The organism is Aquaspirillum sp. LM1, assembly GCF_002002905.1.
Lineage (GTDB): Bacteria > Pseudomonadota > Gammaproteobacteria > Burkholderiales > Aquaspirillaceae > Rivihabitans.
This window is the reverse complement of record NZ_CP019509.1, coordinates 768988-790438: the sequence shown is the minus strand read 5'-3', so window position 1 is coordinate 790438 and position 21451 is coordinate 768988. Positions and strand designations below refer to the sequence as shown.

18 protein-coding genes and 1 tRNA gene are annotated in these 21451 nt (G+C 62.0%); 5 read left to right on the top strand and 14 right to left on the bottom strand.

Annotation, left to right across the window (positions count from 1 at the left end; translation table 11 throughout):
• The first annotated feature begins 130 nt into the window (after window positions 1-130).
• Both mpl and BXU06_RS03505 read left to right on the top strand, forming a co-directional pair.
• The gene (gene mpl, locus BXU06_RS03510; RefSeq protein ID WP_077296876.1) at window positions 131-1540 is read left to right on the top strand and encodes a UDP-N-acetylmuramate:L-alanyl-gamma-D-glutamyl-meso-diaminopimelate ligase; all 1410 of its coding nucleotides are present in this window, start codon (window positions 131-133) and stop codon (window positions 1538-1540) included.
• A gap of 56 nt (window positions 1541-1596) precedes the next feature.
• A complete protein-coding gene (locus BXU06_RS03505; RefSeq protein ID WP_077296874.1) occupies window positions 1597-2901 on the top strand; it encodes an RNA-guided endonuclease TnpB family protein in 1305 nt (434 codons plus the stop codon).
• Window positions 2902-3045: 144 nt separating this feature from the next.
• Here the strand turns inward: BXU06_RS03505 and sucD are convergent, their stop codons facing one another.
• From sucD to BXU06_RS03445, 12 genes are all read right to left on the bottom strand, one after another.
• Window positions 3046-3933, bottom strand: coding sequence for a succinate--CoA ligase subunit alpha (gene sucD, locus BXU06_RS03500; protein ID WP_077296872.1), 888 nt, complete (start codon window positions 3931-3933; stop codon window positions 3046-3048).
• 87 nt (window positions 3934-4020) lie between these two features.
• Window positions 4021-5187 (bottom strand): ADP-forming succinate--CoA ligase subunit beta, encoded by a 1167-nt coding sequence (gene sucC / locus BXU06_RS03495; protein ID WP_077296870.1) that lies wholly within the window; start codon window positions 5185-5187, stop codon window positions 4021-4023.
• A gap of 74 nt (window positions 5188-5261) precedes the next feature.
• Window positions 5262-6692: a dihydrolipoyl dehydrogenase gene (gene lpdA / locus BXU06_RS03490; RefSeq protein WP_077296868.1), complete on the bottom strand. Its 1431-nt coding sequence runs from the start codon at window positions 6690-6692 to the stop codon at window positions 5262-5264.
• Window positions 6693-6766: 74 nt separating this feature from the next.
• Window positions 6767-7957, bottom strand: a complete 1191-nt coding sequence (gene odhB / locus BXU06_RS03485; protein WP_077296866.1) for a 2-oxoglutarate dehydrogenase complex dihydrolipoyllysine-residue succinyltransferase — start codon at window positions 7955-7957, stop codon at window positions 6767-6769.
• A gap of 97 nt (window positions 7958-8054) precedes the next feature.
• Complete coding sequence (locus tag BXU06_RS03480) at window positions 8055-10877, bottom strand: 2-oxoglutarate dehydrogenase E1 component (protein WP_077296864.1); 2823 nt, start codon at window positions 10875-10877, stop codon at window positions 8055-8057.
• Window positions 10878-11149: 272 nt separating this feature from the next.
• On the bottom strand, window positions 11150-12439 hold the full coding sequence (gltA, locus tag BXU06_RS03475; RefSeq protein ID WP_077296862.1) for a citrate synthase: 1290 nt from the start codon (window positions 12437-12439) through the stop codon (window positions 11150-11152).
• A gap of 65 nt (window positions 12440-12504) precedes the next feature.
• Window positions 12505-12765 carry a succinate dehydrogenase assembly factor 2 gene (locus BXU06_RS03470; RefSeq protein ID WP_077296860.1) on the bottom strand — a complete coding sequence of 87 codons (261 nt, stop codon included), beginning with the start codon at window positions 12763-12765 and terminating at the stop codon, window positions 12505-12507.
• Window positions 12762-13466, bottom strand: coding sequence for a succinate dehydrogenase iron-sulfur subunit (locus BXU06_RS03465; RefSeq protein ID WP_077296859.1), 705 nt, complete (start codon window positions 13464-13466; stop codon window positions 12762-12764). The genes BXU06_RS03470 and BXU06_RS03465 overlap by 4 nt, the downstream gene beginning before the upstream one ends.
• Window positions 13467-13479: 13 nt before the next feature.
• The gene (gene sdhA / locus BXU06_RS03460; RefSeq protein ID WP_077296857.1) at window positions 13480-15246 is read right to left on the bottom strand and encodes a succinate dehydrogenase flavoprotein subunit; all 1767 of its coding nucleotides are present in this window, start codon (window positions 15244-15246) and stop codon (window positions 13480-13482) included.
• Window positions 15246-15590, bottom strand: coding sequence for a succinate dehydrogenase, hydrophobic membrane anchor protein (gene sdhD, locus BXU06_RS03455; RefSeq protein ID WP_077296855.1), 345 nt, complete (start codon window positions 15588-15590; stop codon window positions 15246-15248). Before sdhD ends, sdhA begins: the two co-directional genes overlap by 1 nt.
• The gene (sdhC, locus tag BXU06_RS03450) at window positions 15584-15958 is read right to left on the bottom strand and encodes a succinate dehydrogenase, cytochrome b556 subunit (RefSeq protein WP_077296853.1); all 375 of its coding nucleotides are present in this window, start codon (window positions 15956-15958) and stop codon (window positions 15584-15586) included. The genes sdhD and sdhC overlap by 7 nt, the downstream gene beginning before the upstream one ends.
• A 535-nt stretch (window positions 15959-16493) precedes the next feature.
• Window positions 16494-17219: a GntR family transcriptional regulator gene (locus BXU06_RS03445; RefSeq protein ID WP_077296851.1), complete on the bottom strand. Its 726-nt coding sequence runs from the start codon at window positions 17217-17219 to the stop codon at window positions 16494-16496.
• Window positions 17220-17475: 256 nt separating this feature from the next.
• On the opposite strand from BXU06_RS03445, the gene BXU06_RS03440 reads away from it, so the two are divergent.
• Together BXU06_RS03440 and BXU06_RS03435 are read left to right on the top strand one after the other, a co-directional pair.
• The gene (locus BXU06_RS03440) at window positions 17476-18456 is read left to right on the top strand and encodes a malate dehydrogenase (protein WP_077296849.1); all 981 of its coding nucleotides are present in this window, start codon (window positions 17476-17478) and stop codon (window positions 18454-18456) included.
• A gap of 176 nt (window positions 18457-18632) precedes the next feature.
• Window positions 18633-18980 (top strand): hypothetical protein, encoded by a 348-nt coding sequence (locus BXU06_RS03435; RefSeq protein WP_077296847.1) that lies wholly within the window; start codon window positions 18633-18635, stop codon window positions 18978-18980.
• A gap of 25 nt (window positions 18981-19005) precedes the next feature.
• On the opposite strand, the gene rlmM is transcribed toward BXU06_RS03435, so the two are convergent.
• A complete protein-coding gene (rlmM, locus tag BXU06_RS03430; RefSeq protein WP_077296845.1) occupies window positions 19006-20097 on the bottom strand; it encodes a 23S rRNA (cytidine(2498)-2'-O)-methyltransferase RlmM in 1092 nt (363 codons plus the stop codon).
• Between the two features lie 48 nt (window positions 20098-20145).
• Window positions 20146-21051: a recombination-associated protein RdgC gene (locus tag BXU06_RS03425; RefSeq protein ID WP_077296843.1), complete on the bottom strand. Its 906-nt coding sequence runs from the start codon at window positions 21049-21051 to the stop codon at window positions 20146-20148.
• Between the two features lie 234 nt (window positions 21052-21285).
• On the opposite strand from BXU06_RS03425, the gene BXU06_RS03420 reads away from it, so the two are divergent.
• Window positions 21286-21362: transfer RNA gene (locus BXU06_RS03420), tRNA-Pro, on the top strand.
• The last annotated feature ends 89 nt before the right edge of the window (window positions 21363-21451 follow it).

Below are 21451 nucleotides of genomic sequence, written 5' to 3'. Positions count from 1 at the left end.
GGCGTTAGCCGGTGGATTTTTCCGGATTTTCCTGTGTCAGTCCAACAGGCTGACGCCCTCACAGGCCAAGCACGACCCTGCCCTTTGCGGTATGCTTGCCGCCTGACTGTTTTCCCAATTCTGACCCATCATGCATATTCACATTCTTGGCATTTGCGGCACCTTCATGGGCGGCATTGCTGCCCTGGCCAAGGCGGCCGGCCACACCGTCACCGGCTGTGACAGCAATGTTTACCCGCCGATGAGCACCCAGCTGGAGGCCATGGGCATTGAGCTGATCAGCGGCTTTAACGCCGAACAAACCCAGCTGGAGCCCGACCTTTACGTGATTGGCAATGTGGTCAAGCGTGGCATGCCGCTGATGGAGGCGATTCTTGATCAAGGCCTGCCGTATGTATCCGGCCCGCAATGGCTGGCCGAGCATGTACTGGCCGGACGCTGGGTGCTGGCAGTGGCCGGCACCCATGGCAAGACCACCACGGCGTCGATGCTGGCATGGATTCTGGAAGACGCCGGCCTGGCACCGGGTTTTCTGATTGGCGGCATTCCCGAAAACTTTGCCGTGTCCGCCCGGTTGCCGGGTGCGCCGCGCGCCGAGCCGGATGGGCAAAGCCCGTTTTTTGTCATCGAGGCCGACGAGTACGACACGGCATTTTTTGACAAGCGCAGCAAGTTTGTCCACTACCACCCGCGCACCGCCGTGCTGAACAATCTGGAATTTGACCACGCCGACATCTTTGCCGATCTGACGGCAATTGAAACCCAGTTCCACCACCTGGTGCGCACCGTGCCGGGCAAGGGCCGGCTGGTGGTGAATGGCCGTGAGGCCAGCCTGGACCGCGTGCTGGCACGCGGCTGCTGGACGCCGGTCGAGCGCTTTGGCGAGCAGGGTGAGTGGAGCTGCGGCCCGGTGGACAGCGCCGGCAGCTGCGACATCCTGCTGATTGACATGCCGCAAGGCCGGCTGAACTGGAGCCTGCTGGGCGAGCATAACCGGATGAACGCGCTGGCGGCGATTGCGGCTGCCCGCCATGTTGGCGTACCACCGGCGGTGGCCATTGATGCGCTGAGCCGCTTTGCCAACGTCAAGCGCCGCATGGAGGTCAAGGGCGTGGCGGGCAGGGTGACGGTGTACGACGACTTTGCCCACCACCCCACGGCGATTGCCACCACGCTGGCGGGATTGCGCGCCAAAGTGGGTGCGGCGCGCATCCTGGCGGTGCTGGAGCCGCGCTCCAATACCATGAAGCTGGGCACCATGAAGGCCGAGCTGCCCGGCAGCCTGGCCCAGGCGGATCAGGTGTACTGCTACAGCGCCAACCTGGGTTGGAACCCGGCTGAGGCGCTGGCTCCGCTGGGTGAGCAGGCACGCACCTTCGACCAGCTTGACGCGCTGGTAGCCACCGTGTGCGCCGATGCCCGCCCTGGCGACCATGTGCTGGTGATGAGCAATGGCGGCTTTGGTGGCGTGCATGGCAAATTGCTGGCGGGGCTGACCCGGTGCGCGGCAAGCCCCGCCGTTCAGGGCGGGGAAGGATAGCGCGGACGGCGTAGCCGTCCTTGCCGTCGATGGGTGTGGGCTGTATAAAAACCAGTATGCAACGCCTTCAAGCCTACAAATACGAACTGATGCCGACCGGCCAACAGCAGCGCGACATGCGCCGCTTCGCTGGCTCGTGCCGGTTCGTGTTCAACAAGGCGCTGGCGTTGCAGAAGGCACGCTACGAGCGTGGAGAGAAGAAACTGGGCTATGCGGGCCTGTGCAAGCTGCTCACCGAGTGGCGCAATGGATCTGAAACGCCGTGGCTGGCCGATGCGCCGGTTCATCCCTTGCAACAGACGCTCAAGGATTTGGAGCGGGCCTACACCAACTTCTTCGCCAAACGCGCTGATTTTCCGCGCTTCAAGAAGAAGGGGCAGCATAACAGCTTCCGCTATCCCGACCCAAAACAGATCAAGCTTGATCAGGCCAACAACCGCCTGTTCCTGCCCAAGTTGGGATGGCTGCGCTACCGCAACAGCCGGGAAGTATTGGGTGCGGTGAAGAACATCACCGTGAGCCAGTCTTGCGGCAAATGGTTCGTGAGCATCCAGACCGAACGCGAGATTGAGCAGCCCATCCCGCAGGGTGGCGCAGTCGGCATCGACATGGGCATTGCACGGTTTGCCACGCTCTCGGACGGCACGTTCCATGCCCCGCTCAACAGCTTCAAGCGGCATGAAACGGCCTTGCGCCGCGCGCAGCAGGCCATGAGCCGCAAGACCAAATTCAGCAGCAACTGGAAGAAGGCGAAAACCCGCGTCCAGCGCATCCATTCCCGCATCGGCAACGCCCGCCGCGACTACCTGCACAAGTGCTCCACCACGATCAGCCAAAACCACGCGATGGTGTGTATCGAGGACTTGCAGGTGAGGAACATGTCCAAGTCGGCAGCAGGCAGCCCCGAAAAGCCGGGGAAGCAGGTTCGGGCCAAGTCCGGCCTGAACAAGTCCATCCTCGATCAAGGCTGGTTCGAATTCCGTCGCCAACTGGACTACAAGCTGGCGTGGAACGGCGGACATCTCATCGCCGTGCCGGCGCAGAACACCAGCCGCACCTGTCCGTGCTGCGGCCATGTGTCGGCGGACAACCGCCAGACGCAGGCACGGTTTCAGTGTGTGGAATGCGGTTTCGAGGAAAACGCCGATCTGGTCGGCGCGATCAACATCCTGTCTCGCGGGATGCAACGATTGCGAGACGAAGGGCAGGACACGGCGGATGCTTCCGCCGGGCGGGAAACCGCAGCCCGGATCGCCTGTGAAGTGAGCGGTGCAGTCATGCCGCCAGCAGCAGGAACCCGCCGAAGCGATTTATGCCAGCTCGATGCCGGGATGAGCGCCGTAGGAATCCCCCGACTTTAGGCGGGGGAGGATGTCAAAAGGTAACGCCATCTAGGCCATACCTGGGCGGAACCTCCCAGGCGCACCCATGAAAAAAGCTACCCGATATCGGGTGGCTTTTTTCACTCTGGCGTGATGCCGGCCATAGCCGGCAGTCGCGCAGGCTTACAGCATGCCTTTTTCTTTCAGCAGGGCCACCAGGGTGCTGCCCAGTTCTGCCGGGCTGCGGGTGTAGCGGATGCCGGCGCGGTCGAAGGCGGCAAACTTTTCTTCTGCGGTGCCTTTGCCACCGGAGATGATGGCACCTGCATGGCCCATGCGCTTGCCCTTCGGTGCGGTCACGCCAGCGATGTAGCCGACGATCGGCTTGGTCACATTGGACTTGGCAAATTCAGCGGCTTCTTCTTCGGCGGTGCCGCCGATTTCACCGATCATGATGATGGCTTCGGTGGCCGGGTCGTTCTGGAACAGTTCCAGCGCGTCGATGTGGCTGGTGCCCGGAATCGGGTCGCCGCCGATGCCGATGCAGGTGGACTGGCCCAGGCCGGCAGCGGTGGTTTGCGCCACAGCTTCGTAGGTCAGGGTGCCGGAGCGCGACACGATGCCGATCTTGCCCGGCTTGTGGATGTGACCCGGCATGATGCCGATCTTGCATTCGCCCGGGGTGATGATGCCGGGGCAGTTCGGGCCAATCAGGCGCACGCCGCCGGTTTGCTCGATGTAGCGCTTGGCCTTGAGCATGTCGATGGTCGGCACGCCTTCAGTGATGGTGACGATCAGCTTGATGCCGGCGTCCACGGCTTCAACGATGGAATCCAGCACAAACGGTGCCGGCACGTAGATCACCGAGGCGTCAGCCTGGGTTTCACGCACGGCTTCGCGCATGGTGTTGAACACCGGCAGGCCCAGATGCTGGCTGCCGCCCTTGCCCGGGGTCACGCCGCCTACCACCTGGGTGCCGTAGGCCAGCGCCTGTTCGGAGTGGAAGGTGCCGTTCTTGCCGGTAAAGCCTTGAACGAGGACTTTGGTGTCTTTATTAACGAGTACGCTCATTGTGTAACCTCAAATTGGGTGTCAGGCGTGTCATTCAGGAGGAGGCTTGATGCGGCGCACGCCCGTCGCCGTTGGCCTCGCTCCGCATTAACCGTTGACGGCAGCGACGATTTTCTCGGCGGCGTCATTCAGGCCTTGTGCCGAGGTCAGCTTGAGGCCGGATTCATCCAGCAGCTTGGCACCGGCTTCGGCGTTGTTGCCTTCCAGGCGCACCACCACCGGCACGGTCACGTTCACTTCCTTGACGGCGGCAATAATGGCTTCGGCAATCATGTCGCAACGCACGATGCCACCGAAGATGTTGATCAGCACGCCTTGCACCGACGGGTCGGCCAGAATCAGCTTGAACGCTTCGATCACGCGTGCCTTGGTGGCACCACCGCCCACGTCCAGGAAGTTGGCCGGCTGGCCACCCTTGAGCTTGATGATGTCCATGGTGGCCATGGCCAGACCGGCACCGTTCACCATGCAACCGATATTGCCTTCCAGTGCCACGTAGTTCAGTTCGAACTCGCTGGCCTTCAGTTCACGTTCGTTTTCCTGCGACTTGTCGCGCAGGGCGGCCACAGCCGGCAGGCGATACAGGGCGTTGGAGTCGATGCCAACCTTGGCGTCCACGCAGGCCAGGCTGCCATCGCCACGGATGGCCAGCGGGTTGATTTCGAACAGGGCGAAATCGTTTTCCACAAAGGCGTTGTACGCGCCGGTCATCAGCTTGACGAATTCGCCAATCTGCTTGCCTTCCAGACCCAGCTGGAACGCCACGTCACGCGCCTGGAACGGCTGCAGGCCAACCAGCGGATCGACGGTGACTTTCAGGATTTTTTCCGGGGTGTTGTGAGCAACTTCTTCGATTTCCACGCCGCCTTCGGTGGAAGCCATGAAGGTCACGCGGCGCGACGAGCGGTCTACCACGGCACCCAGGTACAGTTCGCGCTGTACCGGGTACATGTCTTCGCATACCAGCACGCTGTTTACCGGCTGACCATTGGCGTCGGTCTGGTAGGTCACCAGGTTCTTGCCGATCAGGCCATTGGTGATGTCAGCAGCTTCTTCGCGGCTCTTCACCACTTTCACGCCGCCGGCCTTGCCGCGACCACCGGCATGCACCTGGGCCTTGATCACGGCAAACTTGCCGCCCAGCTTGTCGAAAGCAGCGGCAGCTTCTTCGCCGTTGGTGGCGAGGACGCCTTGTTGCACCGGCAGGCCGTATTTGGCCAGCAATTCTTTTGCTTGGTATTCGTGCAGGTTCATGTGTCTGTCTCTCTTTTTTTCAGGGGCGAGGTGTGGGCCATGCGGGCAATTCCGCGTGGCCCACTGAAAAATCATCAGCCGTGCAGGGCGCGCTTGTCAGCGGCCAGGCAAGCTTCATGCACCACTTCCGACAGGCTCGGGTGGGCATGGACGATGCGGGCAAGGTCTTCGCTGCTGGCGGAGAATTCCATCGCCGCCACGGCTTCGGCCACCAGTTCGGAAGCCATCGGGCCGATGATGTGTACGCCCAGGATGCGGTCGGTCTTGGCGCAGGCCAGCACCTTCACCGTGCCCTGTGTCATGCCCAGACCCAGGGCGCGACCATTGGCGGCAAAACCGGAGGTGCCTTTTTTGTAATCGACGCCTTCGGCCTTCAGTTGCTGTTCGGTCTTGCCTACCCAGGCAATTTCCGGGTGGGTGTAGATCACCCACGGGATGGTGTTGAAGTCCAGATGCGGCTTCTGGCCGGCAATGCGCTCGGCCACGGCCACGCCTTCATCGCTGGCCTTGTGCGCCAGCATCGGGCCGCGCACCACGTCGCCAATGGCCCAGACATTGGGCAGGTTGGTGTGGCAGTGGTCGTCCACCACGATAAAGCCGCGTTCGTCGATCTGCAGGCCCACGCCTTCGGCGTTCAGGCCGGCGGTGTTGGGCACGCGGCCAATGGCGACAATCAGCTTGTCCACCACCAGTTCCTGTGCTTCACCGTTGAGTTCGTACTTGACGGTGACGGCGTCGGCACCGTTTTCAATCGAGCCGATCTTCACCCCGTTGTGGATCACCAGACCGGTGTCTTTGGTCAGGTACTTGTGCGCTTCCTTGGCGATTTGCTCGTCCACGGCAGCCAGGAAGGTGGGCAGGGCTTCCAGCACGGTGACTTCAGCGCCCAGGCGCTTCCATACGCTGCCCATTTCCAGGCCGATCACGCCCGCGCCGATCACGCCCAGGCGGGCCGGGATCTGATCCAGCGCCAGTGCGCCGGCATTGTCCAGCACGCGAACATTGTCCACTTCCACGCCCGGCAGCGGGCGCGGGTTGGAGCCGGTGGCGACGATCACATGGGTGGCTTCGATCTGCTGGGTTTCGCCGCCTTCGCTGACTTCAATCAGCCATTTTTCGTTCTGGCGACCCACCAGCTTGCCCAGGCCATGCACATTGGTCACTTTGTTCTTCTTGAACAGGAAGGCAATGCCGGCAGCGTTTTTGGTGATGATGCCGTTTTTGCGTTCGAGCATCTTGCCGATGTCGATCTGGGTGTTGGCCACGGTAATGCCATGATCGGCAAAATCGTGCTGAACGGCGTGGTAGTTTTCCGAGGATTGCAACAGCGCCTTGGACGGGATGCAACCGACGTTCAGGCAGGTGCCGCCCAGGCTGGGCTTGCCCTGCGGGTTCTTGAAGGCGTCCACACATACGGTGCTGAAACCCAGCTGGGCAGCGCGGATGGCCGCCACATAACCGCCGGGGCCACCGCCGATGACGGCGACGTCAAAACTTTGGCTCATTCGAGATACTCCTGAAAACAGGCAGAGACGGCAACGGCGCACCCGCCGGCTGGGCCGGTGCGCCGTGACGAAAATTACAGGTCGAGGATCAGGCGGGCCGGATCTTCAATCACGTCCTTGATCGCCACCAGGCTCATCACGGCTTCGCGGCCATCGATGATGCGGTGATCGTAGGATTGAGCCAGGTACATCATCGGGCGGGCCACGATCTGGCCGTTTTCCACCACCGCACGTTCCTTGGTGGCGTGCATGCCGAGAATGGCCGATTGCGGCGGGTTGATGATCGGGGTGGACATCATCGAGCCAAAGGTGCCGCCATTGGAGATGGTGTAGGTGCCGCCGGTCAGTTCGTCCAGGCCCAGCTTGCCTTCCTGGGCGCGCTTGCCGAAGTCGGCAATCTGCTTCTCGATGTCGGCCAGGCTGAGCTGGTCGGCGTTACGGATCACCGGCACCACCAGGCCGCGCGGGCTGCCCACGGCCACGCCGATGTCGAAGTAACCGTGGTAAACGATGTCGGTGCCATCGACCGAGGCGTTCAGGATCGGGAATTTCTTCAGGGCGTGCACGGCAGCCTTCACAAAGAAGCCCATGAAGCCCAGCTTGACGCCGTGGGCTTTTTCGAACTTGTCCTTGTACTGGTTGCGCAGGTCCATCAACGGCTTCATGTTGACTTCGTTGAAGGTGGTCAGAATGGCGTTGGTTTGTTGCGACTGCACCAGACGCTCGGCCACCACCTTGCGCAGGCGGGTCATCGGCACGCGCTGTTCCGGACGCTCGCCCACTGCCACCACCACCGGCGCAGCTGCCGGCTTGGCTGCCGGCTTGCTGGCGGCAGCGGCCACGTCTTCTTTCAGCACCCGGCCATCACGACCGGAACCCGTCACCGACGACAGATCCACGCCGGCTTCAGCGGCCAGTTTCTTGGCTGCCGGCATGGCCAGCACTTCGTTGTTGCCGGCCTGGGCCGACACTTCGGCCACTGCCGGGGCAGCAGCGGCAGCCGGCGCAGCGGCAGCAGCCACGCTGGCGGCGGTGTCGATCTTGCCAATGATTTGCTGGCTGGTTACGGTGTCACCAGCGGCCACGCTGAGTTCCACCAGCACACCGGCTTGCGGAGCCGGCAGTTCGAGCATGATCTTGTCGGTTTCGATGTCGGCAAGGTTTTCGTCACGCGCCACGGCGTCGCCCACTTTTTTGTGCAGGGCGGCGATGGTGCCTTCGGTCACGGATTCGGCAAACACCGGGATTTTGATTTCGATCAGCATTGAGGGTCTCCTCGTTGGGCAGCCAGTGGGCTGCCCTTCATTGTATTGGGGTGGGCACAGCGCCCCGATGCCTTCCGGCACCGGGGTTCACATCCGCTTACTTGGCTACCGCTTCGGCCAGCAGCGCCTTGAGCTGGGCCACGTGCTTGGACATATAGCCGACGGCTGGCGAGGCCGACGACGGACGACCGGCAAACTGCAGGGTTTGCTTGCCGCTGAGCAGTTTTTCCAGACGGTGGCGGATCTGGTACCACGCCCCCTGGTTTTTCGGCTCTTCCTGCGCCCACATCAGTTCGCGGGCATGCGGGTACTTGGCCAGTTCGGCGGCCAGTTGTTCGGTCGGGAACGGGTAGAGCTGTTCCAGGCGCACAATCGCCACTTCGTCGTTGCCGGCTTCCTTGCGGGCATTGAACAGGTCGTAGTACACCTGACCGGCGCACACCACCACGCGCTTGACCTTCTTGGCGTCCAGGTCGGTGGTGTCGCCAATCACCGGCTTGAAGCTGCTGGAAGTCAGGTCGGCCAGCGGCGACAGCGAATCCTTCAGGCGCAGCAGACGCTTGGACAGCATGATCACCAGCGGCTTGCGATACGGGCGCAGCACCTGACGGCGCAGCATGTGGAACATCTGCGCGGCGGTGGACGGCATCACCACCTGGATGTTGTGCTCGGCGCACAGCTGCAGGTAGCGTTCGACACGGGCGGACGAGTGTTCCGGGCCCTGGCCATCGTAGCCGTGCGGCAGGATCATGGTCAGGCCGCACAGACGGCCCCACTTGGTTTCGCCAGAAACGATGAACTGGTCAATCGCCACCTGGGCACCGTTGGCAAAGTCGCCAAACTGGGCTTCCCAGATCACCAGCTGATCCGGTGCCGAGCAGGCATAGCCGTATTCGTAGGCCAGCACCGCTTCTTCGTTCAGGATCGAGTCGATCACCAGGAACTCAGCCTGGTTTTCCGACAGGTGACGCAGCGGCACATAGTTGCCCTGGTCCCAGCGTTCGCGGTTCTGGTCGTGCAGCACGGCGTGGCGATGGCTGAAGGTGCCACGGCCCGAGTCTTCGCCGGAGATGCGCACGCCGTAGCCGTTTTCCACCAGCGAGGCGTAGGCCAGGATTTCCGCCATGCCCCAGTCCACCGGCTGCTCGCCAGCGCCCATGGCGCGACGGGCGGCCAGCACCTTGTCCACGGTCGGGTGCAGCTTGAAGCCTTCCGGCACGGTGGTGGCTTTTTCTGCCAGACGCTTGAGGTCGTTGGCCGGCAAGGTGGTGTCGGTCGGGTGTGCCCAATGGGTGCCCAGGAACGGCGTCCAGTCGAGTTTGTGCGAGCGGGTGTAGTTGGTCAGCACGGTCTGTTCAACGTGCTCGCCCTTGTCCAGCGCGTCGCGGTAGGCGCGAATCAGCCCTTCGGCTTCATCTGCCGGCACCACACCCTCGGCCACCAGACGCTCGGCGTACTTGGCGCGCACCCCCGGATGCTTGGCGATTTTCTTGTACATCATCGGCTGGGTCAGCATCGGGTCGTCGCCCTCGTTGTGGCCCAGTTTCCGGAAGCAGACAAGGTCGATCACCACATCGCGCTTGAACTGCATGCGGAAGTCCATCGCGGCCTGCATCACGTAGCAGACGGCTTCCGGATCGTCGCCGTTGACGTGGAAGATCGGGGCTTCCACCATCTTGGCCACGTCGGTGCAATACAGCGTGGAGCGCATGTCGCGGGTATCGGAGGTGGTGAAGCCCACCTGGTTGTTGACCACCAGATGGATGGTGCCACCAGTGCCGTAGCCACGGGTACCCGACAGGTTGAAGGTGCCCTGGTTGACGCCCAGGCCACCAAAGGCGGCGTCACCATGAATCAGTACCGGCACCACCTGACGGCGCTCGGTGTCGTGACGGCGCTGCTGACGGGCACGTACCGACCCTTCCACCACCGGGTTGACGATTTCCAGGTGCGACGGGTTGAACGCCAGCGACACATGCACCGGGCCATTGGCGGTCGGGATGTCGGTGGAGAAGCCCATGTGGTATTTCACGTCGCCGGACGGCAGTTCCACCGCCGGGCGGCCTTCGAATTCGGCGAACAGGTCGCGCGGCAGCTTGCCCAGGGTGTTGACCAGCACGTTCAGCCGGCCACGGTGGGCCATGCCGATGATGATTTCCTGCACGCCGACTGCCGAGGAGTTCTGGATCAGGTTGTCCAGCGCGGCAATCATTGATTCGCCGCCTTCCAGCGAGAAGCGCTTCTGGCCGACGTATTTGGTGTGCAGGTAGCGTTCCAGCGTTTCAGCGGCAGTCACTTGCTTGAGGATGCGCTTTTTGGCTTCCTTGCTGAAATTCGGGGTAGACAGATCCGCCTCGAAGCGCTGCATGATCCAGTGCTTCTGTTCGGAGTTGGTGATGTGCATGTACTCCAGGCCAATATTGCCGCAGTACGTTTGCTTGAGGTTTTTCAGCAGCTCGGACAGCGGCAGCTTTTTCTGCTGGCCGACCAGCGAGCCGGTGTTGAATTGCACGGCCATGTCGGCGTCAGCCAGGCCATGGGTGGCCGGGTCGAGTTCGCGCACCGGGGATTGGTCCATGCGCTTGAGCGGGTCCAGATTGGCCCAGCGCGAACCCAGCACGCGGTAAGCGGAGATCAGCTTGAGCACGCCCACTTGCTTTTGCAGCGAGGCACCATCGGCGGCGGCGCTCGGGGCGACGCTGCTGCGCGGCTGCTTGGCCAGCTGGATGAACGACTCCTGAATCGGCTGGTGCGGCACATCGCGCACCGACCCGCCCAGCTGCTGCTGGAGCTTGTCGAAGTAGTCGCGCCATTCGCCCGACACGGCGTTGGCATCAGCGAGGTACTGCTCGTACAGTTCCTCAATAAACGGTGCATTCCCACCAAACAGGTAGGAATGGCTTTGCAAGGTTTGCATCATGATATGTGGTCGACCCTTTGTTGACTGCCCGTGCAGCGGGTACGATCCGCGTCCTGGGGCACGCCGGCGTTGTCTCAATTATCAGGGCAGCCGGCGCCCGAGAGCGTTTCGTGCCTCATTTTTATTGTTTTACTGCAGCTGGTAAGGACCGGCAGCCTGCGCTGCCGGCCATCTGCCCCTGGCGGGGCGGAATACATGCGGTGCCAGGCACCGCGTGGAACGCACCATCCGTCGCAACTGACAGGCACTGCGTTCCGGTATGGCTGGGTGTATCAGCCGCGATTTTGCACTTGCTCATAGTCGCGACGCGGCGAGCCGGTGTACAGCTGACGCGGACGGCCAATCTTCATGCCCGGATCGGAGATCATTTCGGTCCAGTGGCTGATCCAGCCCACGGTGCGGGCCAGGGCGAAGATCGGGGTGAACATCGACACCGGGATACCAATGGCAGACAGCACGATGCCGGAGTAGAAGTCCACGTTCGGGTACAGCTTGCGCTCGATGAAGTACGGGTCGCTCAGGGCGATTTCTTCCAGCTTCATCGCCAGCTGGAACTTCGGATCATCGCGCAGACCCAGTTCGTTCAGCACTTCGTCGCAGGTTTCCTTCATGATCTTGGCGCGCGGGTCGAAGTTCTTGTACACGCGGTGACCAAAGCCCATCAGCTTGTGGGTCTTGGCTTTCACGCCTTCCATGAAGGCCGGCACCTTGTCCACCGAACCGATTTCATCCAGCATTTTCAGCACGGCTTCGTTGGCACCGCCGTGGGACGGGCCCCACAGGCAGGCGATACCGGCGGCAATACATGCAAACGGGTTGGCACCCGACGAACCGGCCAGACGCACGGTCGAGGTGGAGGCGTTCTGTTCGTGGTCGGCGTGCAGGATGAAGATGCGATCCAGCGCCTTGGCCAGCACCTTGTTCACCTTGTACTCTTCGCACGGGGTGGAGAACATCATGTGCAGGAAGTTCTCGGAGTAGGTCAGGCCGTTCTTCGGGTAGCTGAACGGCAGGCCCTTGTTGTAGCGATAAGCCTGGGCGGCGATGTTCGGCACCTTGGCAATCAGGCGGTGTGCCGACACTTCGCGGTGGTGCGGGTCGTTGATGTCCAGCGAATCGTGGTAGAAGGCGGACAGCGCGCCAACCACACCCACCATCACGGCCATCGGGTGGGCGTCGCGGCGGAAGCCCTTGAAGAACGACATGATCTGGTCGTTCAGCATGTTGTGGCGCATGATCTTGCGGTTGAATTCAGCAAACTGCTCGGCGGTCGGCAGTTCGCCGTTCAGCAGCAGGTAGCAGCTTTCCAGGAAGTCGGAGTGCTCGGCCAGTTGCTCGATCGGGTAACCACGGTAGTACAGCTGACCGATATCACCATCAATGAAAGTGATGCTGGATTCGCAGGCGGCAGTTGCCAGGAAGCCAGGGTCAAAGGTGAACATGCCGGTCTTGGCGAAAGTCCGGATGTCAACGACGTCCGGGCCCAGGGTGCCGGACATCACCGGCATCTCGAGGGTTTTTCCTTCGTCGTAGGAAAGGGTGACTTTGCGATTCGTTTCCACAGCAATACTCCCAGGTAGGGTTTTAACGGCGCCCCTGTCCGCACCACACGGACGGGGCGTCTTCTTTACGCGCGACGCAAGCGGTTGATCACCGACTGCAAATGCGGGGCATCCACGTCAACTTTGCCATTCACCAGATCGTGCAGATCGGTGTCTTCCCACGTCAGCAGCTCACGGTAGGCGTGCAGCTCGTCAATGCTCAGCGTGTCAAAGTCACGGTCGAGGAAGCGCCCGATCACGATATCGAGTTCAAGCAGCCCGCGCCGGGAACGCCAGCGCATGCGCTTGAGCTCGATTTCATCGAACGGTTGTCCGTTGTCACTCATACGGCGCGGCGGACCATCAGGTCCTTGATCTTGCCGATTGCCTTGGTCGGGTTCAGACCCTTCGGGCACACATCAACGCAGTTCATGATGGTGTGGCAACGGAACAGGCGGTACGGGTCTTCCAGGTTGTCCAGACGTTCGCTGGTGATGGTGTCGCGGGTATCGGCAATGAAGCGATACGCAGCGAGCAGGCCAGCCGGGCCAACGAATTTGTCCGGATTCCACCAGAACGACGGGCAGGAGGTCGAGCAGCAGGCGCACAGGATGCACTCGTACAGGCCGTCCAGCTCCAGACGGTCTTCCGGCGATTGCAGGCGCTCGCGCTCCGGTGCCGGGGTGTCGTTCACCACGTAAGGCTTGATCGAGTGGTACTGCTTGAAGAACTGGGTCATGTCCACGATCAGGTCGCGGATCACCGGCAGGCCGGGCAGCGGACGCAGGGCAATCGGCTGCTTCAGGCTGCGCAGGTCGGTCACGCAGGCCAGGCCGTTCTTGCCGTTGATGTTCATGGCATCGGAACCGCAAATCCCTTCGCGGCAGGAACGACGGAAAGACAGGGTGTCGTCCACAGCCTTGAGTTTGACCAGCGCATCCAGCAGTTTCACGTCGGTGGGATCGACTTCCACCTCGATGTCCTGCATGTACGGCTTGTCATCCTTGTCCGGGTTGTAGCGGTAAAGGGAGAAACGCATTTTTTCCATGTTCGACAACTCCTTAGTACACGCGTTTCTGCGGGGCGATGTAATCCACCGTCAGCGGCTGGTTATGCACCGGCTTGTAGGTGAGCTTGAAGCCCTCGCGCGAGTACATCGTGTGCTTCATCCAGGTTTCGTCGTCGCGATCCGGGTAGTCATCGCGGGCGTGGGCACCACGGGATTCCTTGCGCGCTTCGGCGGAGATCAGGGTAGCCAGCGCCACTTCGATCAGGTTGTCCATTTCCAGCGCTTCGATGCGGGCGGTGTTCCAGACCTGGGACTTGTCCTTGATCTGGGTGCGCTTGACGCGCTCGGCCACGTCCTTGATCTGCTTGACGCCTTCGGCCAGCACTTCCTGGGTGCGGAACACGCCAGCGTGACGCTGCACCACTTGCTGCATGGCGTTGCGCACGTCGGCCACTTCTTCGCCACCGGTCTGGTTTTCCAGACGGGCAACCCGGGCCAGCGAGAAATCAGCGGCGTTGGCCGGCAGCGGCTTGTGATCCGGGCGTTCGCTGCGGATGAACTCCACCATGCTTTCGCCAGCCGACTTGCCAAACACCACCAGATCGAGCAGCGAATTGGTGCCCAGACGGTTGGCACCGTGCACCGAGGCGCAGGCGCATTCGCCAGCGGCGTAGAAGCCGTTGACACGGTCTTCCGGGTTGTCGCCCTTGGGCGAGACCACTTCGCCCTTGTAGTTGGTCGGAATGCCGCCCATCTGGTAGTGGCAGGTCGGCACCACCGGGATCGGTTCCTTGATCGGGTCCACGCCAGCAAATTTGATGGCGATTTCGCGAATGCCCGGCAGACGATGGTTGATGATTTCCGGGCCGAGATGGTCCAGCTTCAGCAACACATGGTCCTTGTTCTTGCCGCAGCCGCGACCTTCGTAGATTTCCACCGCCATGGCGCGGGACACCACGTCGCGCGAAGCCAGATCCTTGGCGTTCGGTGCGTAGCGTTCCATGAAGCGTTCGCCATTGCAGTTGAGCAGAATCCCGCCTTCACCACGCACGCCTTCGGTAATCAGCACGCCAGCGCCGGCCACGCCGGTCGGGTGGAACTGCCAGAACTCCATGTCTTCCAGCGGAATGCCAGCGCGGGCCGTCATGCCCAGGCCGTCGCCGGTATTGATGAAGGCATTGGTCGAAGCGGCAAAAATACGCCCGGCACCGCCAGTGGCAAACAGCACAGCCTTGGCATGCAGGATGGAGATTTCGCCGGTTTCCATTTCCAGCGCGGTCACGCCGACCACGTCGCCATCGGCGTCGCGAATCAGGTCCAGCGCCATCCATTCGACAAAGAACTGGGTATTGGCGCGCACATTGCGCTGGTACAGGGTGTGCAGCATGGCGTGACCGGTACGGTCAGCCGCCGCACAGGCGCGCTGCACCGGGGTCTTGCCAAAGTCGGCCATGTGGCCGCCAAACGGGCGCTGGTAGATCTTGCCGTTTTCCAGACGGTCAAACGGCATGCCGAAGTGTTCCAGCTCGATCACCGCTTCCGGGGCCTTGCGACACATGAATTCGATCGCGTCCTGGTCGCCGAGCCAGTCGGAACCCTTGACGGTATCGTACATGTGCCAGTCCCAACGGTCTTCCTGCACATTGCCCAGCGAGGCGGAAATACCGCCCTGAGCTGCCACCGTGTGCGAGCGGGTCGGGAATACTTTGGAGAGGACAGCGGTCTTCAGACCCGCTTCGGACAACTGCAGCGCCGCGCGCAGGCCGGCACCGCCGCCGCCCACGATCACTGCGTCAAAACGACGAACTGGGACGCTCATTACATACCCCACACGACTTTAACCGAGTAAACAAAGGTGCCCACCAGCCAGACAAGGGTGAACATGTGCATGGTCAGGCGCAGACCAACCGGCTTGATATAGTCCATCCACAGGTCGCGCATGCCAACCCAGACGTGGGCAAACACAGCCAGCAGCGTCACCTGGGTGACCACACGAACAGCGGTACAGGCAAAGAATGCCTTCCAGCCTTCATGCGTGCCGGGAATGGCCAGCAGGGCCAGCACGATGCCCACGGTATAGACAGCCATGATGACGGCAGTCACACGCTGCATGATCCAGTCGCGCAGGCCGTAATGGGCGCCAACAACGATGCGGTTTACCACAGCATACCTCCGATCAGCAGGGTCAATGCGATGCTCACCACCAGCGTGGCCTTGGCCGTGGCGCGGGCGGTTTCCAGCTCAAGGCCCTTGTGGACGTCAAGCAGCAGGAAACGGATGCCGGCACACAGGTGGTGCAGGAACGCCCACAACAGGCCAATCAGCACAAGCTTCATCAGCGGATGCGAAACGACGGCCCGGTAGGTGTCGAAATCCGCTTCAGAACTCAGCGAGCCGGACAGCAGATAAATAAAGAGAGGGAGGGAAAAGAACAGGGCAACACCCGAGATCCGGTGCAGGATCGAGACAATGCCGGGAACCGGCAGTCTGATTTGACCGATATCAAGGTGTTTTGGTCGTTTCTTCTGCATAGCGCTTCCTTGATGAAACAAGACACCTGAGGTTGACATACATCGGGGCCAGGCGGCCCCGAACCTTCCGTGTTGATTTGCCGTTTTCGCCACTCATGGCGGCGAGAATCTGGCTGCAGATGCCCGTTTGGCACAACACAGCCAGAGCAGCCAGGCGTCATGAAACCGGCTGCCTGCCACGGCAATCCCTTGAAAAACAAGGGCAACACATTGCTTTCTGGTCCGCCACCGCCCAAGCGACAGCCGGCCAAACCTGCGAATTCTAACAAAAACTGCGCCATCCCTACAGAACGACGACATCAAATTTCAGTTTTGCGTCACACGGGGCCGGTGCTGCCTGTCCCGCTGCTTTCGTGTCAAATGGCTGCCGGTCGGTCGGGCTGCCTGGCGCAAGGCCAGATCAGCCCGATCCGCCGGGCCTGGTTTTATCGCCTGACCGGGTGAGCCCGGTTCTGTTGTATGGGTCTTGCGACCTGTCTCACTGCGCTCCATCCACTTCGAGTTCTGTCCTGCTTTAGCACGTTGAATCGTGCCTTCATGCATTGCGCTGGAAGGCCCAGCGCGCGCTGCGACATAGCCGCTTGCGCCATTCCACCGGCTCGCCGGTCGGGGTGTGCGCCAGCCGGATCACCGACAACAAGGGTTCGATATCGGTCAGCCCAAGCAGCACCGAGGTTTCCCGGTCTGGCAGCGTGGCGCGCAGCTGAATGGCCCCCAGCTTGATGCGCACTGCATCACGGCGCTCCAGCAAGGCGTACAGGCTGTTGCCATACTGGCGCAGCCGGCGGGCGTCAATTTCTTCAAACCGCTCAGCCGACACAAAGGCATCGTCCAGTGCCACCGCCACCCCGGCAAACCGCCATAGCTGACGAATGCGAAACAGCGGCGCGGCGCGGCGCAAGCCCAGCGCCTCGGCCATGTCTTCACTGGCGTTGGCCTTGCCGCAGGACAACAGCTCAGCCACCGGGATGGTGGGCGGCTCGTTGAACTGGCCGGGGGTCACCATCACGCCATCACCCCACTCGCTCAACCCCGGCGACACAAACGTGCCCTTGCCCTGCTGCCGGTACAACCAGCCTTCGTCCACCAGTTTGGTCAGCGCTTTGCGCACCGTGCCCTGGCTGACTTGCAGCGCTTCGGCCAACGCCCATTCACTGGGCAGGGCTTCGTGGACGGCCCATTCCCCGTGGGCAATCCGCTCGGCCAGCAGTTGGCGTATTTGCTGATACAGCGGTTGAAAACTGGGCTTGTCCGTTGTCATTGCCGTGTTTTTACACCTTTTCGCCAGGGCTGTCTATGCATGTCTTATATAAGACACAAGAGTTAAACACCCCCGCAAGATTGCTCATGGCAAGTCACTCACCTTTGGTGTTACACTCAGCCATGCATCTGAACGGCGCAACACCACGAGAACCGGCGCATCTCACGCCGACATGCCGGCCCGTTTGCCGGCCGTCACCCGTGTTCGCTCCGTTGATGCTTCAATCCCGTTCCGATTACAAATGGAGAGTCAATCGATGAAAGCCCCCGTTCGTGTTGCCATCACTGGTGCTGCTGGTCAAATTGGTTATGCCCTGCTGTTCCGTATCGCCTCTGGCGAAATGCTCGGCAAAGACCAGCCGGTGATCCTGCAACTGCTGGACCTGCCGCAAGCCCAGGCCGCTGTGAAGGGCGTGATGATGGAACTGGAAGACTGCGCCTTCCCGCTGCTGGCCGGCATGATCGCCAGCGACGATCCGAACGTGGCTTTCAAGGATGCCGACTACGCCATCCTGGTGGGCGCACGTCCGCGTAGCAAGGGCATGGAGCGCAAGGATCTGCTGGAAGCCAACGGTGCCATCTTCACCGTGCAGGGCAAGGCGCTGAACGACCACGCCAGCCGCAATGTCAAGGTGCTGGTGGTGGGCAACCCGGCCAACACCAACGCCTACATCGCCATGAAGTCGGCCCCGGATCTGCCGGCCAAGAACTTCACCGCCATGCTGCGCCTGGACCACAACCGCGCCCTGTCGCAACTGGCTGCCAAAACCGGCAAGGCCGTGGCCGACATCGAAACCATGGCCGTGTGGGGCAACCACAGCCCGACCATGTACGCTGACTACCGCTTTGCCACCATCGGCGGCGAGAGCGTCAAGCAAATGATCAACGACGACGCATGGAACAGCGACGTGTTCCTGCCGACCGTGGGCAAGCGCGGTGCCGCCATCATCGAAGCCCGTGGCCTGTCCTCGGCGGCTTCCGCCGCCAACGCCGCCATCGACCACGTCCGCGACTGGGCGCTGGGCACCAACGGCAAGTGGGTGACCATGGGCATTCCGTCCGACGGTTCCTACGGCATTCCGGAAGGCGTGATGTTTGGCTACCCGGTGACCTGCGCCAATGGCGAATACACCATTGTGCAAGGCCTGGAAATCGACGAGTTCAGCCGTGGCCGCATCAACATCACCCTGAACGAGCTGGAAGAAGAACGCGCTGGTGTGGCTCACCTGCTGGGTTGATTGACCCACTGTCCACCTGGAGTGTATTCCGGGTGGCTGAATGAAAAAACGCACCGTTGCTGACGGTGCGTTTTTTCATGGCTGTCGCGCAATGTGCGGCATGGGTTTACCCGCGAGCTCACACCGCAAAGCGTGCTCCATGCGCTACACTGCGCCATCTTCACCCGAGCACACCCATGGCCGACCTCAGCTTTTTCACCCTTATCGCCCCCGCCCTGTTCGGCCCGTCGTTAGGCGGACTACTGGATGCCGACAGCACCACGCCGCAGCAGCGTCAGGCGTATGAACTGGTGCAATGCGCGCAGCAGCTTGGCCAGGGCCAGGGAGGCGCGTATCTGCAGGCGGCCACCCGGCTGAGCTCGCCGGCATTTGTGCAGGATGCCATCAAGGATGTGCAGTATCGGGAGCAGAATGCCCAGATGCGCGCCAGCCCTGGCCAGCCCGCTGCGCCACGACAAGCCGACCCGCGCGTGCTTTACCAGTGCCAGCGGCTATTGCTGGCGGTGCCGCCGGGGCAACGCTGACAACGCGCGGCCCGTGGCGGCTGAATCAGCGTCGGGTGCGGCGCGGGTTGGCTTCGCGGCCCAGATAGACTGTCACTTCCTCGCGGTCGTGGTACAGCTGCTTGACTGACAAGCGGTAGCGCACGCCGTTGGCCTGCATGATGCTCTCGATGTCATTCAGCGCGCTTTCCAGCGCCTCCAGCCGTTTTTTCATCGGCAGCTTGAGGTTGAACATGGCGTGGCGCGCGTGTTCGCCCACCAGCCAGTTGGCCATCAGCGTAGCCACCCGCGACGGTTTTTCCACCATATCGCACACCACCCAGTCCACCGGGCGATCCGGCCGGAAGCGAAAGCCATCGGTCCGCAGGTGATTCACCCAGGGATGCTCGGCCACAATGCCTTTCAGCGGGCCGTTGTCTACTGCCATCACCCGCAGGCCACGGCGCAGCAGTTGCCAGGTCCAGCCGCCCGGTGCCGCGCCCAGGTCCACTGCGCGCAGGCCATCATGCAGATAGCGCTGCTGGTCTTCTGCCGACAGGAACATGTCAAACGCTTCGGCCAGTTTCAGCGCCGAACGGCTGGGTGCGTCGGGCGGCATGCGCAGGCGCAGGATGCCCATAGGCCACGGCGCGCTTTGCGTCGGGTCGGCCACGGCCAGCCAGGCGCGGCGCTTGTCAGGGAAAAACACATGCAGGCGCGGCAGCTCATCGCGGCCACCCAGACGGCGGCGCTCAACCAGCGCATCGGTCAGCAGCGGGGCAAAGCGCCGGGTGAACGCCGACAGCTCCTTGCCGTCGTTGGTGTCGGGCATTTCCAGCCAGACATCAGAAAACACTGCCGGATGGGCCGGCAGCGCATCCAGAATCGGCGTCAGCCGGTCACGATCGGGCAGTGGGTCGATCATGGCCACCAGTGACAGCACCTGGCGGGCAAACACCAGGCTGCCCCAGTGTGGTGGCCGGGCCTGGCCACTCAGGCGGACGTAGCCGCTGTTTTCCTGAGCTTCGGCAATGTGCAGGTCAGCGCCCTGGGTCAGGGCGCGCTGGTAGGCTTCCTGGGCGCAGTCGCGCTCAAAGCCGGGGCGGCAGTACAGCACCCAGCCGGAGGCCGGGCGCACAATCGGGTCAGAAACGGTCATGTAGGGTCTATCTGTTCCAGTTCGGGGAGGGCGTGGGCTCGGGCTGTCTTAGCTGTCGGCGGGTTCGCCGCCCAGGGCTTCGATCAGCGCAGCAGTCAGCAGCGCCAGCTCACCGGTCATCAGCGCAAAAGTGGCTTCAAACAATGATTCAGCATCGTCGCCAGCCTGTTCGGCTTCCTCCTGCAGCACATCCAGAAACTGCAGGCGGCGCACGGTCAGGTCTTCGGTCAGCACAAAGCGGATGCGCTCCTGCCAGATCAGCCCCAGCTTGGTGACCTGCTTGCCGGTTTCCAGGTGCGCGCGGATTTCGCTGGCGGTGAGATCCTGCCGGGTGCAGCGAATCACCGCGCCATCTTCGCCCGGCGCCTTCAGTTCGCAATCGGCATCCAGGGCAAAGCCTTCTGGCGCGCTGCCCAGCAGCCAGCTGGTCATCTGGGTGGCCGGTGCCAGCTGGGTACGCGGCAAGCGGGCCGGAAACGGCGGCAGCGCGTCACGCAGCGCGCCCAGCAACGCTTCGGCCTTGCTGGCCGAGCCCGCGTCCACCGCCAGCCAGCCCTGCGCCAGATCCAGCCAGGCGCGGGTGTGGCTGCTGCGCGAGAAGGCCCGTGGCAGCAGATCGTCGGCCACTTGTTCACGCAGCTGCTGTTTTTCCTTCTTGCCCACCTTGCGCAGCTCGCGGGCTTCGATTTCCTGCACCTTGTCTTCGGTGAAGTCGCGGATCACGCTGGTGGGCAACACCTTGTCCTGCCGGCGCAAGGCCACCAGCGCCATCGGCCCCTGGCGAAACAGCATCAGGTCGGGCTGATGGCGCGCCGCCGGGGCAAAGCCCTGGGAAAACCAGTCCAGCCCGCTGCAGGGCACAAACGGGCGTTGCTGCAGCGCCGCTTCCAGATCGTTCAGATCGGGCAGCTTGCTGGGGTCAAGACGATAAAGGGTGAGTTGTTTAAACCACATGACGGCAATCAGAGTAAAAGGCTTGGCCCCGGATTGTAGCCGACAGACTGCGTGCTGCCACGGCTTGCCGGAAAAAACCTTTGCCCGGTCAGACAGCAAACACCACAAGTGCCTGATTGACGGTGGTTTTGTGCCGGATTGCCCGGTGTGCTGTAAAAAAAGCTTGCCATAACGGCAATCTTACTCTAACATGCGCATCTCTCGACGACGCAATCGCGTCAAGGGATACACCAACGGGGTGTAGCTTAGCCTGGTAGAGCGCTACGTTCGGGACGTAGAGGCCGGAGGTTCGAATCCTCTCACCCCGACCAGGATATGAAAGCCAGATCAAGTCATGCTTGATCTGGCTTTTTTCATTGCACTTCCCGTAGATCAAGTTGATCTACGCTTTCCCCGGTAG